Annotated in this window: 10 protein-coding genes; 2 read left to right on the top strand and 8 right to left on the bottom strand. The window is 31.7% G+C overall.

Translation table 11 applies throughout. The annotated features are described in order from the left end of the window. Window positions 1–9: 9 nt before the first annotated feature. A complete protein-coding gene (locus HMPREF9225_RS05540; RefSeq protein WP_008901973.1) occupies window positions 10–1,728 on the bottom strand; it encodes an ABC transporter ATP-binding protein in 1,719 nt (572 codons plus the stop codon). Then, window positions 1,712–3,466, bottom strand: a complete 1,755-nt coding sequence (locus HMPREF9225_RS05535; RefSeq protein WP_008901972.1) for an ABC transporter ATP-binding protein — start codon at window positions 3,464–3,466, stop codon at window positions 1,712–1,714. The genes HMPREF9225_RS05540 and HMPREF9225_RS05535 overlap by 17 nt, the downstream gene beginning before the upstream one ends. Before the next feature lie 152 nt (window positions 3,467–3,618). Between HMPREF9225_RS05535 and HMPREF9225_RS05530 the strand changes: the two genes are divergently transcribed. Further along, window positions 3,619–4,611: a helix-turn-helix domain-containing protein gene (locus tag HMPREF9225_RS05530; RefSeq protein WP_008901971.1), complete on the top strand. Its 993-nt coding sequence runs from the start codon at window positions 3,619–3,621 to the stop codon at window positions 4,609–4,611. A gap of 603 nt (window positions 4,612–5,214) precedes the next feature. Here the strand turns inward: HMPREF9225_RS05530 and HMPREF9225_RS05525 are convergent. The 5 genes from HMPREF9225_RS05525 to HMPREF9225_RS05505 are packed head-to-tail and all read right to left on the bottom strand — an operon-like array spanning window position 5,215 to window position 9,607. After that, complete coding sequence (locus HMPREF9225_RS05525; protein WP_008901970.1) at window positions 5,215–5,862, bottom strand: cupin domain-containing protein; 648 nt, start codon at window positions 5,860–5,862, stop codon at window positions 5,215–5,217. A gap of 1 nt (window position 5,863) precedes the next feature. Beyond that, window positions 5,864–6,667, bottom strand: a complete 804-nt coding sequence (locus HMPREF9225_RS05520) for an ABC transporter ATP-binding protein (RefSeq protein WP_008901969.1) — start codon at window positions 6,665–6,667, stop codon at window positions 5,864–5,866. After that, the gene (locus tag HMPREF9225_RS05515; protein WP_008901968.1) at window positions 6,654–7,682 is read right to left on the bottom strand and encodes a FecCD family ABC transporter permease; all 1,029 of its coding nucleotides are present in this window, start codon (window positions 7,680–7,682) and stop codon (window positions 6,654–6,656) included. Before HMPREF9225_RS05515 ends, HMPREF9225_RS05520 begins: the two co-directional genes overlap by 14 nt. Further along, window positions 7,679–8,848, bottom strand: a complete 1,170-nt coding sequence (locus HMPREF9225_RS05510; protein ID WP_008901967.1) for an ABC transporter substrate-binding protein — start codon at window positions 8,846–8,848, stop codon at window positions 7,679–7,681. The genes HMPREF9225_RS05515 and HMPREF9225_RS05510 overlap by 4 nt, the downstream gene beginning before the upstream one ends. Beyond that, on the bottom strand, window positions 8,849–9,607 hold the full coding sequence (locus tag HMPREF9225_RS05505) for a class I SAM-dependent methyltransferase (protein ID WP_040551333.1): 759 nt from the start codon (window positions 9,605–9,607) through the stop codon (window positions 8,849–8,851). Between the two features lie 96 nt (window positions 9,608–9,703). On the opposite strand from HMPREF9225_RS05505, the gene HMPREF9225_RS05500 reads away from it, so the two are divergent. Further along, on the top strand, window positions 9,704–10,297 hold the full coding sequence (locus HMPREF9225_RS05500; RefSeq protein WP_008901965.1) for a Crp/Fnr family transcriptional regulator: 594 nt from the start codon (window positions 9,704–9,706) through the stop codon (window positions 10,295–10,297). Window positions 10,298–11,553: 1,256 nt separating this feature from the next. Here the strand turns inward: HMPREF9225_RS05500 and HMPREF9225_RS05495 are convergent. Beyond that, complete coding sequence (locus HMPREF9225_RS05495) at window positions 11,554–16,239, bottom strand: stalk domain-containing protein (protein WP_008901963.1); 4,686 nt, start codon at window positions 16,237–16,239, stop codon at window positions 11,554–11,556. Window positions 16,240–16,456: the final 217 nt, after the last annotated feature.

Here is a 16,456-nt window from a genome sequence, read left to right as displayed (position 1 = left end):
TTAATCCCCTCAATAAATAAATTCTTCTGCTAGTTTTGTTTTTTCTAATAAATTGTTATACAATTTTGATTCTTCTATCAGTTCTTTATGATTGCCTTGACTTTCCACATATCCATTTTCTATGACTATAATTTTGTCTACATTTTCAATAGATTTTAATCTATGGGATATAATAATAACGGTTTTATCCTTTATTAATTTATTCAAACTTTCTTGGATTTTCTTTTCATTGTCCACATCTAAACTTGCTGATATTTCATCTAATATAAGTATTGGTGCGTCCTTCAGAAAGGCTCTAGCTATAGAAAGTCTTTGTCTTTCACCACCAGAAAGCTCTGACCCATTTTCTCCTATAACTGTATCTAACCCATTAGGAAGTTTATTAATAAAATCCATACAATTTGCAAGGGTAGCTGCCTTTACAACTTCTTCATAGCTGGCATCTTTTTTACCTATACGAATATTTTCTAATATAGATGAGTTAAATAAAGTAACATCTTGAAAAACAATAGATATTTTCTTAAATAAAGAATCTGTGGAAATGTTTTTTATATCCTTTCCATCTATTAAAATTTGACCTTTATCATAATCATATAATCTTGATATTAATCTTAATATACTTGTCTTTCCAGAGCCAGAAGCTCCAACTAGAGCCGTTACCTCTCCCTGTTTCGCAGTAAAGCTAATGTCCTTTAAAACCTGATTATCATCATAAGAAAAAGCTACATTTTTAAAGACTATATCAAACATATTCAGTTCTACATCTTTACCCTCTTGAATTTTTGTTTCCTTAATCTCCCTAATCCTTTCAACACTTGGATCTATAGAGAACACTTCTAATAATCCTTCTTTTGATAAATCGAAAATATCTTTTATTTTTATGGCAGCCATTAAATAACCTAAGAGATATAAAATGTCAATCTCCCCAGATAGAATAAGGCTAATCCCAACAAAACTAACTACTGCAATACTTACAAAGCCAAGAGCAGAGGATAAACCCATTACAAAAAGAGAGCCTTGTTCAACTTTAAGATGTATTTTTTCACTTTCATCCATCTGCATATATAACGAAGACCTCACTTCATCGGATAAGTTAAAACTATTTATTTCTTGTTGAAGTTCAATGGTTTCTTGGAATTTTTCTGAGTTTTCTCTAAGTACCTTGTGATATTTCTTGTTTCCTTTTACCTGCGACTTTTTAGCAATAGGTATTAGTATAAAACTTAAAATAGTTGGGATCATTACTGCAAGCCCCATCTTAAAATTACCTATCATTAACATAATTCCAATTAGTGGGAAAAATAAAACCATTCCTCCTACTTTAGGTATTGAATGACTCATAGCATGTTCTACTTTTTCCACATCTGCCATAATCGTTTGAGATATATCTGATAAATTATGTTTTGAGAAGTAGGATAGGGGAAGTTTTGATAGAGTTTCAGCAATATCTATTCTTAAATTAGCACTCTCTTCATAAGTTGTAGTATAAAGATCATCATATTCTTTGGCTAACAAAACATACATTATTACTAATGTAACAACAGAAACGCCAAAATATAAATAAGGGCTTTTAACATTTTTCAAAAGAAGCTCATCTGTTAACATCATTAAAATAAAGGCAGGGACCATATTAATACAGTAAACCAAGAAACTCGATATAGTAGATTTAGTGAGATCTTTTGCCCCTTTATCAGTCAGACAAAAGCGTTTTTTATAAAATTTCCTCATCTTTAACCCTCCATTGATTTGCACTATCGTAAAGCTCTAATAATTCCTTATATTTTCCACCTTTTGAAATAAGTTCTTGATCACTGCCTCTTTCAATTATTTCACCGTTATCCAAAACTAAAATTTCATCAACGGAACGAATACTACTTATTCTATGGGCAATCATAATAACTGTTTTATCTTTCATAAGGTTTTTAAAGGCCTTTTGAAGCTCATACTCATTGTCTGGATCAATAGAAGCACTAGCTTCATCCATAATTACAATTTTAGATTTCTTGAGCATGGCTCTTGCAATAGCAATTCTCTGTTTTTCTCCTCCTGATAAATAGACTCCTTTTGAGCCGATTATGGTATTCTCCCTTTCAGGAAACTTATTTAAAATAACATTACAACCTGCAAGTTCCATAGCCTTCATAACTTCTTCTCTACTTGCATTTCTATTAGCAAGAGCAACATTTTCGTAAATAGATGTCTTAAAAAGTTTGCTATCCTGAAAAACAAAAGAAATTGTGTTTATTAGAGCATCCTTACTATAAGATTCTAAGGGTCTCTCTCCAATCTTTATACTGCCACTATCTACTTTGTAAAAACCAGATAATAGCTTTACAATAGTCGATTTACCTGATCCTGAATGACCCACCAAGGCATATTTTTTTCCTTCTTCTAATTTAAAAGATAAATTTTCTAATACTTTATTTCCATTGTAACCGAATGTTACATTATCAAACTCTATATTATAGTTTTTGAAATTAATATTCTCTCCATAAGACAATTTATCTTCATTCATCTTTTTATATAAATCTTCCAAAGTATCTACCGCATACCTAGCGTTAAAGATGTTCATACTAGCCCACATAATTTTCATAAATGAAACCATCATTACTCCACTTAAAAACAAAATCATGAATAGTTCAACAATAAGCAAATTAGCATTATTAACTTTATTTATGGTAAAAACTATAGGGATAGACAAAATTGTAATAATTCCAAAAAATATCCATTGATATAGTACATAAGGTTTTTTAGAACTAATTGAGTAATCAAGAGCATACTTAGAATAATCCTTAATCGCCTTATAAAGAGTTTTAAAAGACTCTACAGTAGCTCCGAATATTTTAACAACTTGCATGCCTCTGACATATTCAACTGTTTCACCACTTAAAATTTCTAAGGATTTTTGGTAGTATTCCATGAACTCTCCTCCACCCATCATGTTCTTTAAAATAAGAGCCCCTACTATTGTTAGTATAAGAATAACTAATCCCACTCTGCTACTAATAGAAAAGGCAAGTATTAAAGATAATACTGGAATTAAAAAAGCTTGAGAGTTATCTGGTATCATATGTGCTACTGCCGTATGAGTTTTAGCTGCATTGTCATCAATAGTTTTCCTTATAATTCCAGATGGGTTTAAATCATAAAAGCGAAAACTTGCTCCTGTAAGTCCATCTATACCTTTTTTTCTTAAATTAGTTTCTAAGCGAAATCCAAGTTTATGAGAAAAAAAGCCCGACAAAAAGTAAACTAATGCCCCTATCGTCAAATATAAGACAGCTTGAATGGACAAAGTCCTAGCTACTAATAAATCCCCTTCAACAATGGAACTTCTTAAAAGTTTATACAGTAACGAATATCCGTACACCATTAAAAATGCAGATAGTGCTGATAAAAAAACTGCTATATATCCATTATGTTTTTCTTCAGGCACATAGGAAAAAAGCCTTTTATAAATTTTCATATTCCCCTCCTTAATATTCCTATTAGATTCAAATTTGCCTAGGAGATAATAATTATCATTGCGTTTTTATTATACATCAGTTATAATTACTAATACAATAGTTTTGAATTAATAAAGCTAATTGGAATATTGTCTAAAAGGGATAGTGTGTTATGACATATTATGATTTTGTAAAAGAATATATGAACGTAGATGAATGTAAAAATAATAAGAAATATTCAAGTGCAGGGCATACATTTTGTTGGAGTAAAGATGATTCAATTAATGCAGAAGGCCTATATTGGTTTTATGAAGGAAATGAATTTATTATTGATATCCACGATTTTTATATCAAAGAAGAAGTTATTCAAAATAGTACTTATAGTATGGAAAACTATGTTTCGATATGCTCTAGCTATATTGTAAGTGCAAACGGTGAAAAATTTAACCCTTATCAAACTTTGACGCCAAACTCCTTATATACTCTTGATTTTGACAATATAGAAGATGACTTTCTATTTTTATTACACGAGAATAGTTACTATCTCACTGTTTCTGTTGGATTTAAAAGAGAACTTTTAGAAAAGCACCTGTCATCCATTAATATCGATCTTGAATCCTTTTATAGGGCTTTACTTCAAACAAATCAAATAATACTTACAAAGTCATTGGAAAAAGTGGCAATGGAAATATTAAATTGTAAGATGGACGCTCCTGCCGCTGATTTTTTCTTTAAAGCCAAAGCAAATGAGTGGATAAGTATAGTAATCGATACCTACTTAAATAGAAAAAAATATAAAATTGAATCTGATGATAATAAAGCACTTGAAGATGTAGCAAGATTCTTAGATGATCATTTCGCCATGAATGTAAATCAAGAAACCCTTGAAAAAATATCTAAAATGAGCGGAACGAAATTAAAAAATTTGTTCAAAGAAAAATATGGTCAAAGCATTACAGAATACACTCAAAGAAAAAGAATTAATGTAGCTGAAACTCTTCTCTTAAATACCGATCTACCTATAAAGGGAATTGCAGAATCTGTTGGATACACATCCCATAGCAAATTTTCCATCTATTACAAAAGATACAAGGGAAAACTTCCTAGTGAGGTTCGTAATTTAGCTTGCAAACATCACAATTTAAAATGCGATTACTGTGATTAAGCTAAATTTTATTTTTTACACCCCATATCTTATCCTTATGGCTTTGGTTCTTTCTCTATCGCCTTTGCTAAAAAATCGCAACAATTGGCTCCATTGCTATGGCATCTTTTCTGCGGTGTGATCTTTGTTGAAGAACTATTATAACCACATCAAGCTCAAAAAATAGAGGTATTAATTCATCTACTCCCAACTGCTTTGTATAAATACAAATAGGACAACGACTATTTTTGTAATAACAAGAAACCTAATATGGTTCTCCAACAAAATCAGCTTTAAATGACATAGAATATAACTTCTCCTTTTCCACTTCTTGATGAAATTTTTTATTGGACTCTTTCTCCCTCTTAGTATTGAAATTAGTTGTTTAAAAACCATCTGATAAAATAAAGGAATCTGTGCATCATTTCTTGCACAGTTTCAGGAAGAATCTTTTTTCTAAAAGATGATGTATTTGTAATTTTTTTCATAAATTCATTGTTTCAAAAAAAAGACGAGGATTTTTAGTTTCCTTGTCTTTTTTTCTATGCTAGGACTTTTGTAACAGCCCAATAGACCCAATTTTAAGTTTTAGATTTACGATAAAAAATCATTCAAGATCTTTTGTTATTTATCTATAGATAAGATTAACATCATCTTAAATCTTGTAATTGCAGTTACATTATGGATTACATTTGCAGGAAATACTATTTGTTCTCCGGATTCAATCTCGACTTCTTTATCTCCAACAAGAAGCTTCGCCTTGCCCTCAAGCGCTAGGACAAGAGCGTCTCCAGGAGCCTTGTGTGGTTTTAGCCCCTCCCCTGCATCAAATGCCATTAGAACAAGCCTAAACCCTTCTTTTGATACAATGTCAATGTTTGCGATTCCTCCATCTACATAATCTAAATAGTCAACTAGTTTAATTTTCTTTCCTTTGTCAATATTTTTCATTTCTTCCTCCTCTAAGTTAATTGCGATTTCTAAAAATATACTTTTTTTATTTGTCTCTATGTCAAAAAGTTTATTTTTTTCAAAAAGTATTAATTCATTATTTATAAGTTTTTCATTATTAAAGTTAATCTCGCCTTTTAAAACAAAATATAATCTTTCTTCAGCATAAAATTCAGGGGAAATGCTGGTATCTTGGTCCAGACTCATAAGCAGGATGTGAAGATCATATAAATCTACAAGTTTCTTGCTTATAGTTTGATTGTCTTTTATAGGTATGACTTCTTCTGGTATCAATATTTTTCCCTTACTAATATTTTTCATTTTAATCTCCTACTATCCTAATTGGTATTACAGTCTCATATTCTTTCTTATCTTTTTTTATTTTTTCAAGTAAGACCTCTACCCCAAAGGCGTCTTTCATATTTTCCTTACAGATAATATCAGATGTTTTGCCTATTTTATGTCTAGCATTTTCCATTAATATCAAGCATTTATCCGCTATTTCAAGAGCATGTGCTGGGTAATGAGTATTTATAATAACACTAATATTATCTATCTTGGATAGTTTTTTGATTAATGAAATTATTTTAAGTTGATTTTTAAAATCAAGACCACTTTCTGGCTCATCTAATATGATTAAACTTGGATCTGATATTAAAGCTCTAGCTATTAGAACCATCTGAAGTTCTCCCCCACTCATCACAGAACATGACTTATCTTTAAGATTCTCGATAGCTAAACTTTTCATAATATTATTTGCCTTCTTATATTCTCTTGCGCTTGGTTTTGCAAATGGTCCAATTTTACTAGAAAGCCCTAACACTACCATATCAATTCCAGAATATTCAAAAGAAAATGACCTTTTTTGTGGAACATAGGATATGTTAGACCATAAGTCTCTTCTATTAAAACTTGAAATATCTTTTCCATCCATAAAACTATTTCCTAGTTTCCATTTTTCAAAATCACATATACATCTTATAAGGCTAGTCTTACCAACTCCATTGGGTCCTAAAATAGATAAAACCTGACCTTGCTCCAGACAAAAAGATAAATTCTTAAATAATACATGATTTTTATCATAATAAAATCCTGCATCTTTTATTTCTAATTTAATTGAAACCACCCCCAGTTTTTCTAATTAAACTTATAAAAATTGGAGCTCCTATTATTGCTGTAAGAACTGATATTGGTAGTTCTATTACAGAAACTGTTCTTGATAAAGCTTCTATTAATACCATAAGACTTGCTCCTAAAGATATGCTAAAGGGTAGGGTATGAGTGTTGTTGGCTCCTACCATCATCCTTGCCATGTGAGGAATTATCAAACCAATCCATCCGACTTGACCACACATTGATATAGATGAAGCTGTAATAAGTGTTGATGCAAATATAAAAATAAGTCTGGTTTTTTTGACATTAACCCCGAGACTTTTTGCTTCATCTTCTGATAGGCTCATAATATTTAGCCTAAATATCAAGAGTCTTATTATGATGATTCCCAAAATTATTAGGGGTGCTGAAAGCATCAAATTTTTATAAGATGATCTTGCAAAAGAGCCCATAAGCCAATAACTGATGGCTGGCAACTTATCTGTCGGGTCTGCTGTATATTTTAGAAGAGACGCTAGAGCATTTGATAATGAAGAAACCACAAGACCCGCCAATATAAGCATTATCGTTGATGATTTAGTTCTACCCTTACCGATATAAAGGGTCAAAACTACTCCAATTAATCCAAAAGCTAAAGCAAAGACTTGAATAGATAGGGTGGAAAGTGATAAAAGTATTCCAATTACAGCTCCAAGACTTGCAGCTGAACTTACGCCCAATATATCAGGAGTTGCCAATGGGTTTGAAAAAACCCCTTGAAAGGCAAGACCTGCTGCGGAAAGACCAGCTCCAACTATTAGACCAGTAATAATCCTTGGTAATCTTACATTTATTATTACTGATTCAAGCATGGGGTCATAATCCCTTCCGCTTAAATAAGCATTGAAAAAATCTACAATCTGTCTGATGCTTAGAGGCATTCTCCCAATAGCAAGTGCCAAAACGCTGATCAATATAGGTAGACTAATTAGTATCACATATGAGCTTGCTGTTATCTTTTTATCTTTGATAAAGATTTCTTTAATCATATATCAAACATATCCTCAATTTGTTCATTTGTTAATTCATAATCATACCATGTTTTATAGTAATCTTTAATCATTGCTTTTAGATCATAGTCTTTAAATTCTTCTGGGTAAGTTGATTTTGCAAGCCAAGCTAGTACAAGTGGTCCGTCTGGATTTGGTGTAAACCAATTCCACATACCAAGCTTAGTATTATATACTTTTTTATCCTTAACAGCTTTCATGTTTGAAAAATTGATACCTTCTACTGAATTTTCAAATACATCTTTTGTTGTAATATCAAGAAGACCAGGTCCATCAAGATAAAGTATATCTGGATCCCATTGATAAAATTGTTCAATAGAAACTTTGGCAAAACCTTTTGTTTCATTAGCTAAATTTTTAACACCAATTCTATTTAGCCAGAAATCCCCAAAAACACCTTTGCCAGCAACCATTGGTACACCTTGAACATACTTCCATAAAATCACACCAGTTGGTTTTTTGCTATCATCTATTTTTGAAATTCTCTCTTCAACATCTTTTACAATATCTTGACCTGCTTTTATAAAATCATCTGTCTTTCCGTTTTCGCCAAATACATCTTCTAAGAGCTTTAACCATTGTGTGTACCTATCTATTGGGTCAGCTGGTCCATTTGTACCAACTGTAGCAAATCCTACACACGGAATCCCTGTCTTTTTAAGAGTTTCATAGTGTTCTTTATTCGAAGCATTGTAAAAAATAACATCTGGTTTAAGCTTCATTATTTCCTCAATATTAATGTCAGATTGAGCTTGAACTGTATTTTGGCTATCAAGAAGCTCTGGAGCTATATCTTTTAAAACTGTATTTGAAATTACCTGCTTAAGAGAACCCGCATAACCAACAATATACGGAGCCTTCCCATGGTGATAAGCCATATAAGTAGATAAAATAGGAATCTGGTCTATTACTATTCTTTCAATTTTCTCAGGAACCTCTACCGTGTTACCTGCGTGGTCTGTGATTGTCCTGGTTTTTTTATTTTCATCTTTAGTTTCTTCTGTCTTTTCTTCCTTTTTCTCAGTTTGAGCTACTTCCTTACTTTCTAAATTTTGTTCAGGTTTTGTATTGCCACAAGCAGTCATTCCTGTTAAGGCAAGCACTGTCAAGCATAAAATTAATGATATTTTTTTAATAGCTTTCATCTAATACTCCTTTTTACTTGCTAAAACTATATAAGAAATTTTTGTATTTTTAGACCGCTCTAACATTTTTACAAATCTATCCCTATTTTCTTCTGCATAAGCATTTTTATAAAAATTTGCAGCCCCTACTGGTCCCTCATCTTTTATGATTGTATCCCTGTCTAAGAGAATCATCCTGCCAGTCCTTTGTGAAAAAGGTTTAAAAGAATTTTCTATAAACAGTTTGTTCCAATTTTCTACGGTTAGAGGATAAACATTCATATTTGTAAATTTTGAAAGTTGCCTTCTTATATCTTCACTTTCATTTTCCACTGCCACATCATGAGTTAATAAATAGCCGCCTTTTTTTAAAGCTCTGTGATAATTTTTAAGAGCCTGTGCTTTTTCTTCATTTGGAAGCATGGTAAGCATTGCTTCATTAATTATTAAATCAAATGTTTCATCCTCAAAATCCAATTTTAAGGCATCCATATTCATAACTTCAATTTCTTTGTCTAGACCTAAAAGCTTTATATTCTCCAAAGCTTGATCTATGACAACTTGGTCATTGTCTATGCCTATTATTTTGCATTTATATTTAGTATAAACTCTTATTAGGTTATCTCCTCTATTGCAAGCAACTTCCAAAACCTTCATATCTTTATCAATCTGTACCTGATCAAGTAACCAATCGGTCATAAGACCGCCGCCTGGTCTGAGTCTTGTTCTTCCAAGCATCTTTAAAAAATCATGCCCAAAATTAATTTTACTTTTTTCCATTTTCTCTTCCTCCTTGATAATAGTTATCATTACGTTTATAATTATAACATAGATAATTTTTGTTGCAGTTGCAGAAGCAACAAAGGGGGAGATTTTATGGAAAAAATTATTTTAAAAAGTAAATTATTTTATGGTTTAGACGAAAGTACTATACGCCACATACTTTCTTGTATTGATCATAAAACCTTAATTTTTAGTAAAGGCGAATATCTATATGATTTTTCTAAGGGCTTTAAGGCAGGTATAGTTTTGAATGGAAGAATTGATCTATCTACAATAGATGATGATAAGGAAATTATAGATAGAATTTATGAGGCTTCAGATTCTTTTTCTTTGAATTTTTTCTCCCTAACTGATAGATTTATGATTGCAAAAAAAGATTCTAAAGTTTTGGCCCTTGATGTTAGCGAAATCTTTGAAGAAAATAAAAAGTCCTGTTCAAGCAGACCGATTTTTATGGAAAATATTATAAAATTGTATAATGAGCAAATTTCATACTTAACCTACAAATTAGATATATATTCTAAACCTAAGATTAGGGAAAAAATTAATAAATATATAGATAAATATGGGAAAGACTCCTTATTTTCTAATAAATTATCCAGAGAGGATTTGGCGAAATTTTTAGCTTGTAATAGGCCTGCCCTTTCAAGAGAGTTATCTCTTATGAAAGAGGAAGGATTGATATAAAATCATCATTCTTAGGATTGACTAATATAAACAAATTCGTAAAAAATTAGCCCTAAGAAGCTATTGTCTTATTTTAAACTCGCATGCTATCTTTAGCTCTTCAATAAACAAATCTTCATATTGCATTAATTTCTTTTATCCTATACCTTTGTAGCCTTTCAAAGATTTCTTTTTACTAATGTTATAAGATTATATATTTGTACTAATTATTTATATTCTATCGCATGTAAAATTAAATGCGGCACAAGTAATAAATAAAAACTCATTCTACTTTCGTGTAAAATTTAATAAATACAAAAATATACACGAAATTAAATAAGCTGTAACCAAAGCATAAACAGAAGACTTAGCAATAACAAATCTATGCATCTTTTAAGAAAAATGGGATGAAAAATATCCAATGTGCGTAAGCTCTTGGAAAAATAACTGGACAGAACTATCAATATATTTTAAATATCCAGAAGAATATGAAGCCTAATATATACAACAAATATCCTAGAAAACTTCAATAGGCAACTAATAAAGGTGAAAAAAAAGAAGACTATATTACTCAATAATTAAGCTTTACAAAAAAACTTATACCTAACAATGGTAGATGCTTCAAGCAAATTGACAAGTAGAATACGTGGCTGAAATCAAATCTTATCTCAATTGTAAATATTTTTTGAATGGATGTTTTAATTAAGCTCAAATTTGATTATGAAATCTGCTGTAAATTTTGATGAAAAATTGACAGTTTATTAAAGTTGTGTCAAATCAAGAAAAGATCTATTCCTTAGAAATGGACAGAAATTGATACATAAAAAAATGTATCAACCCTTACCCTTTTACCAGGATTTGGGTTGATACACAAAATTATTTACAGAACCTACTAAAATTGTTCAGTATTTATGGGTTCGGTTCAAAGACTGCCGATATTTATCTCTCTGTTCCTTTGCTATGGTCTTTCTTTTTTGATTTGGCTTTCTCGTCTGTCTTAAATCTTTTTATTTGCCCTAATATGGACTTTTTATCCTTGTCTTGACTCTTTACCTGTTCTTTTGCTTTTAAGAGCTTAGAAGACAAAATACGGACATTTTTATGTTCCTTTCCGTTATTGTCAATGCTTTTTTTACTTATCCAAATATTTTAACAAAATCTCCTTGTTTTAGGTTCTCTAAATCTTTTGTCTTGTCAACAAGGTGGACAATTAGTATAAAATTTATCTTATAAAGTAGAAAAAGGACACCTAAGTGCCCTTTTTAAATAGAAATGGATTATTTTGCAATATTTCTTTTAATTATTACTTCTTTTGTAGCTCCATCCCAGATTATGTCTTTGCCATCTACTAGACCTAATGCTCTTGCGATGTTTGCAATTGGAAGCATTGTTCTATTGCTCTTAAGAATTGGGGCTGTATCACTTTCAAATACTTTGCCATTTACAATTATTTGATTTGTATCCACTGGTATTTTAACTACTGTGTCTTTATCTGTTAAGATAACTGTTCTAGTTGGATCATCCCATTCTACCTTAAATCCTAAAGCTTCTGCTACAAATCTAATAGGTAGCATGGTTCTATTGTTTGAAATAAATGGCTCTACATCCATTTTCACTTCTTTTTGGACACCATCTACTGTAACTACAAAAGTTTTTGAACCGATAACAAGTTTAGAATCCATCTTTATTTCTACTGGAACTTTTGTTTCGGTGGCTGGCTTGCTTGCAGTTATTGTTGGTGAATAAAATTGTAGTGACCAGAATGGGTTGTAATTATATATTGGTCCCCATGGATTTTGGTCTCTTCCAGTTTCAGGAACTTTATTGTTATTTTCTTTTTCTGCTTCTGTAATTATATCAATTACATTTGCTTTTGAAGTAGCTCCATCTATTCTCTTAAGGATATCAGCCTTTTCTTCTTCAGTTAAGTTATAAAGTGCAGCAACTTTAGATTTTGCTTCTTTTTTAGCAGCTGCTAATTTTTTAACTTCTATCGCTTTTCTTTCATCATCAGCTGCCGCTTCTTCTTTTCTAGTCTTATCAAGGTCAGCAGCTTCTTTATTTATTTTTTCAATTTGAGCTGGATCTTGGGCTTTTTTAATCTTTTCTATAAAGTCTTTCTTTTCTTCTGGCAACAATTTTTGCAGTTGATTTATTTTATTTTCGCCATCTTCTATTGCCTTTTCAAGTTTTTCCTTGTCAGCTTGTATTAACTTTACAGGATTAATTGTCACAATCCAGGCATATTTTCCTGCTATATTGCTATAAAAATCATCCTTTACTCCTATTGTGTTTTTAGTTTGAGCCTTGTACTTGTACGTGTTTTCTCCTACTTTTTCTATGAAATCTGCTTCCAAGTTATAGCTCTTGCCGCTGCAGTCTTTTAAAACTAGAGTAAAGGGATTTTTTTCTGGGGTGAGCTCTATTCTTTGATCGTTTGTGGCCCTGGCATAGGTATAGCCTCTGATTCTATTTTTCAAGGGTGAGAAGTCACAAATTCTATTATTTGCAAAGGAAAAGTTTGCAAAGACTTTGTTTCCTTCAAGGGCCGAAACATCTTTTATGTTGTTGTTTTCCAATCTCAGATATGTGATACCCGGCAAATTTTTCAAAGTGCTTATGTCTTCTATTTCATTGTCGTATAGGCTCAAATTCTCTAACTTGCCTAGATTTTTCAAGGGACTCAAATCTTGAATCTTGTTTTTGCCAAGATTAATAAGCTTCAAATTTTTCAGATTTTGCAAGGAAGTCATGTCTTTAATCTCGTTGCTTATAAAACTTATGGATTGCAGACTGGATAGATTTTCTAAAGCACTGATATCTTCTATATAATTTGAGTCCATGTTTATAGTCTTCAAGTTTTTTAGAGTCTTGATAGGACTTAGATCTCTTATTGAGTTTTCAAAAAGAGTCAAGCTCTCTAGGTTCGTTGCCTTTTCCAGTCCTTTTAAGCTCACCAAGTACATGTTTTTTGTGATGCTTAGATTAGTAAATAGAGCCATTTCATCTTCAAAAATTTCATTTTCTGCTTGAGGTTTTTTGTAAGTTTTAGAAAGCGTAGCAGAAATTTCTCCTCCATATCCGTCCTTAGAATTAAAGTCTTTTTCTCCAGATTTTAAAATTTTCAAAATAGCTTCTTTGAGGACAGATATATTTTTTTGCGTGTCGTCTATTTCAAAATCTACCCTTGTTCTTTGGCTTGGTGGAGTCGGCGTTTCTTCCTCATTGTCTCCGCCTTCATTTGGGTTTGGATTTTCGTCTTCATGCTTTGGAAGAGCAGATGCATCTATGTTTATTATCCATGTTGGAGTTCCTGTATTATTAGCTTTTCCTATGTTTAGTACAGTATCTTCTGGCTTTTGTATGAATTTGTAGATGCCATTGTCGCCTTTTTCTATTATGTTTTGATAATCTCCGTTTAAGCTAGAGCCGAGTCTTGCCTCTTCCAGATTATAGCTTCTGCCTTCTTTGTCTATTAAGTTTATGCTAAAGGCATTTCCCTTTAGTTTGATGTCGATATTTTGCTTGCCAAAGGAGAATTTATTTTGTGAAAAGGTCAAGTCTTTTATAGGTGAAAAGTCTTTTATTTTATTTCCATCGATATATAAAGTTTTTAATCCTACTAAGTTTTTTAGTGGGGTTATATCTTCTATTTCATTAGAATAAACTTTTAAAATTGTCAAATTTTTAAAGTCTTTTAAGAAATCCAAACTTTTTATTTTGTTTGCTTGCAAGGCTAGCTCTGTGAGATTAGTCATTTTTTCTAGACCTTTAGTGTCTTTTAGATCTTTTCTCCTATAAGTGAAGTTCTTGAACATTTTCATTTCAAAGTCATATAGGTCTTCGATATCTTTATCCTTTTCATAGTTGGGATTATCTAAAACTATATCAGCTTTATACGGGCCTCTACCCCTTCTTGATGAATGATTCTTGTCTTTTAAAAGGTCTAAAATAAATTCTTTTAAATTCTCATCTCCAAATTCAACAATCTCTTTGTTTACTTCTATATCTTTTTCTACTTGGAATTTAAAGCTGTCAGATTTTACTGTCTTTAAATTATCTGCCGAAATACTCAGATAAGCTTCATAAGCTTCGCCCACTTGGCTTTTTGCTTTTAGTCCTTCTTTGGGCTTTATTTTGATTTCTAAGCTGGAACCCTTTATGAGATTGACATCTGCAAACTCGCCTTCAACTATGTCAAAAGATGCCTTGTCTTTGCCTTCCAGGCTGATGTTTAGCTTGCTTATATCTGTGTTACCTATGTTTTTTATTTCCACCTTAAGTGGCTTTATTTCTTCAAGCTTATAATTTTCTTTTGCTTTTTCAAACTTGTCTAAGACAGATACTTGCACCGCTGGCATGTCTATTTCTTTTGTCAAAGCACCTAGAGTGAAGTTTTTGTCTATGTTGTAATATGATTCGCTTTCTGGTCCATTATAAAGGAAGGACACATCTTGATTACTTTGGTAGTCGTAACAAGAAATAGTCTTTGCGTTGCTTCTGAATTTTAGGGCAAACTTGTCCTTAGATAGGCTTATGTCGTCATTTACTTTTATGGTATAAAATCCAGCGTGACTCAAGTTTCCACTTGCTATTTTTTTCCAATTTGAATTCTCTTTAATGATGAGCTTTTTAACTTCTCCTCCCTGATAGTTGAAAGTTCTCTCTTGAGTTTTAAAATTGTCACTATCTTCTGTCATATATATCTCATACCATACTGGAGTATTAGAGCTATTATAAAACCTCACATCGGTTAGCTTTTCAGGCTCTTTGGTCTGTCTTTTGTAGATGTTTATCGCTCCGTTGGCATTGGTTCCATTTCCAATTTCAGTTCTGTTGCCCTTGTAGTCAGAGTAGGTATAGATGTGGGTAGACTTATCTTTAGCATCTTCTATTCTTGGAAAGATGAATAGGGGATCTCTTTTCCCTTTAGTAAAGGAGTCATAGGATATCCACATAAATCCATCTTCCTTTTCTCCGATTTTTTTCTTACCCCAAGAATTTTTTACTAAAAAAGCTCCCGTAGCTTCTTCATTTTTCTTGTTGATGATTTTCATTTCATCATCCCAACCCACTATTGTGACTTGGTGGTTGACTATAGCCCTTTTGCCTAAATTGCCAAAATCTTGTATTTTAACTCTGTGATACTTGTCGTTAGGGTTGGTCTTTTCATATCCATAAGCATCATTGAAATCGTTATCATCATAGTAGCCACTCGCAACAGAGCCGTATTCCATGACACATTTTTTTATATTACCCACGTTGCAATCTAGCTCTATCATGTCCGGCACATAAAATTCGTGCAATTGTTTGTCGGCATCATCCATGAGATTTACTGTCCTATTGTCAAAAGTTTTGCTACCTACTCTTGGATTGTTCTCTACGATTTCGTATTCTTTAGCATTTTTTTCTTGGACAGGCCCTGCCAGTCTTGAAAAATATCTCATGGCTATCAGATTGTTGCCGCCCCTTTCCAAGTCCACATCCTTAGATGCATTGTATGCCATGTGGCCTTCAGAAAAATCAAATTCTCCCTTGCCTTCTTTTAGCAAAAGAGTTTCAATCGTCGAAAGAGATGAGAAGGCCCAACAAACTCCCGCCATGTACTGATTTTTTACAGGGCTTATAATATTTCTTTCTCTTGAATCATATTTTTGGGGAAACCCTGCTTCCCTCAATTGATCTAAAGACCTTTTCTTTCTACTTCTAAGACTGCTTTTCTCCCTTACATTTATGTATTTTTCCGGGATATATCCGTAAATAAATTCGTCCCTGTGATTGATGTAGTATGTGTATTCGGGGTTTAAGACTGGTTCAGTTATATTTTCGTTTAGATTATAGATTTCGTCTTGATTTTCATCTCGAAAATACATACTCTCTGCATAAGTACTACTTCCCAGAGAAGATATACTTATAATTAACGCTATCAAGAGCGCAAACATTCTTTTAAAATTTCCTTTCATTTATTCCTCCTTTTTTTAATCCTTGGTTAATTATAATTATATCGTTAATTGATAAATATTGTCAATTGTGTTAATTTTGTCAGAAATTTTTAATTTCCAAGTCCTTTTCACCTTACTTATCAATAATCTAATTCATAAAACCTGAACAAAGTTAAAGCTAATGCTTTATTATATATAATAAAAGGTTATCAATTTTTTTCCATAAAAATATCTATTA

Origin of the sequence: Peptoniphilus duerdenii ATCC BAA-1640, from assembly GCF_000146345.1 — a bacterium.
GTDB lineage: Bacteria > Bacillota > Clostridia > Tissierellales > Peptoniphilaceae > Peptoniphilus_B > Peptoniphilus_B duerdenii.
Note: the sequence above shows the minus strand (reverse complement) of the source record. Positions and strands in the feature narration are given on the sequence as shown.

Bases quoted from the DNA above. Each gene is read 5' to 3' on its own strand.
- HMPREF9225_RS05540 (WP_008901973.1), bottom strand. From the start codon at position 1,728: ATGAGGAAATTTTATAAAAAACGCTTTTGTCTGACTGATAAAGGGGCA.
- HMPREF9225_RS05515 (WP_008901968.1), bottom strand. From the start codon at position 7,682: ATGATTAAAGAAATCTTTATCAAAGATAAAAAGATAACAGCAAGCTCA.
- HMPREF9225_RS05500 (WP_008901965.1), top strand. From the start codon at position 9,704: ATGGAAAAAATTATTTTAAAAAGTAAATTATTTTATGGTTTAGACGAA.
- HMPREF9225_RS05525 (WP_008901970.1), bottom strand. From the start codon at position 5,862: ATGAAAAATATTAGTAAGGGAAAAATATTGATACCAGAAGAAGTCATA.
- HMPREF9225_RS05505 (WP_040551333.1), bottom strand. From the start codon at position 9,607: ATGGAAAAAAGTAAAATTAATTTTGGGCATGATTTTTTAAAGATGCTT.
- HMPREF9225_RS05510 (WP_008901967.1), bottom strand. From the start codon at position 8,848: ATGAAAGCTATTAAAAAAATATCATTAATTTTATGCTTGACAGTGCTT.
- HMPREF9225_RS05530 (WP_008901971.1), top strand. From the start codon at position 3,619: ATGACATATTATGATTTTGTAAAAGAATATATGAACGTAGATGAATGT.
- HMPREF9225_RS05535 (WP_008901972.1), bottom strand. From the start codon at position 3,466: ATGAAAATTTATAAAAGGCTTTTTTCCTATGTGCCTGAAGAAAAACAT.
- HMPREF9225_RS05495 (WP_008901963.1), bottom strand. From the start codon at position 16,239: ATGAAAGGAAATTTTAAAAGAATGTTTGCGCTCTTGATAGCGTTAATT.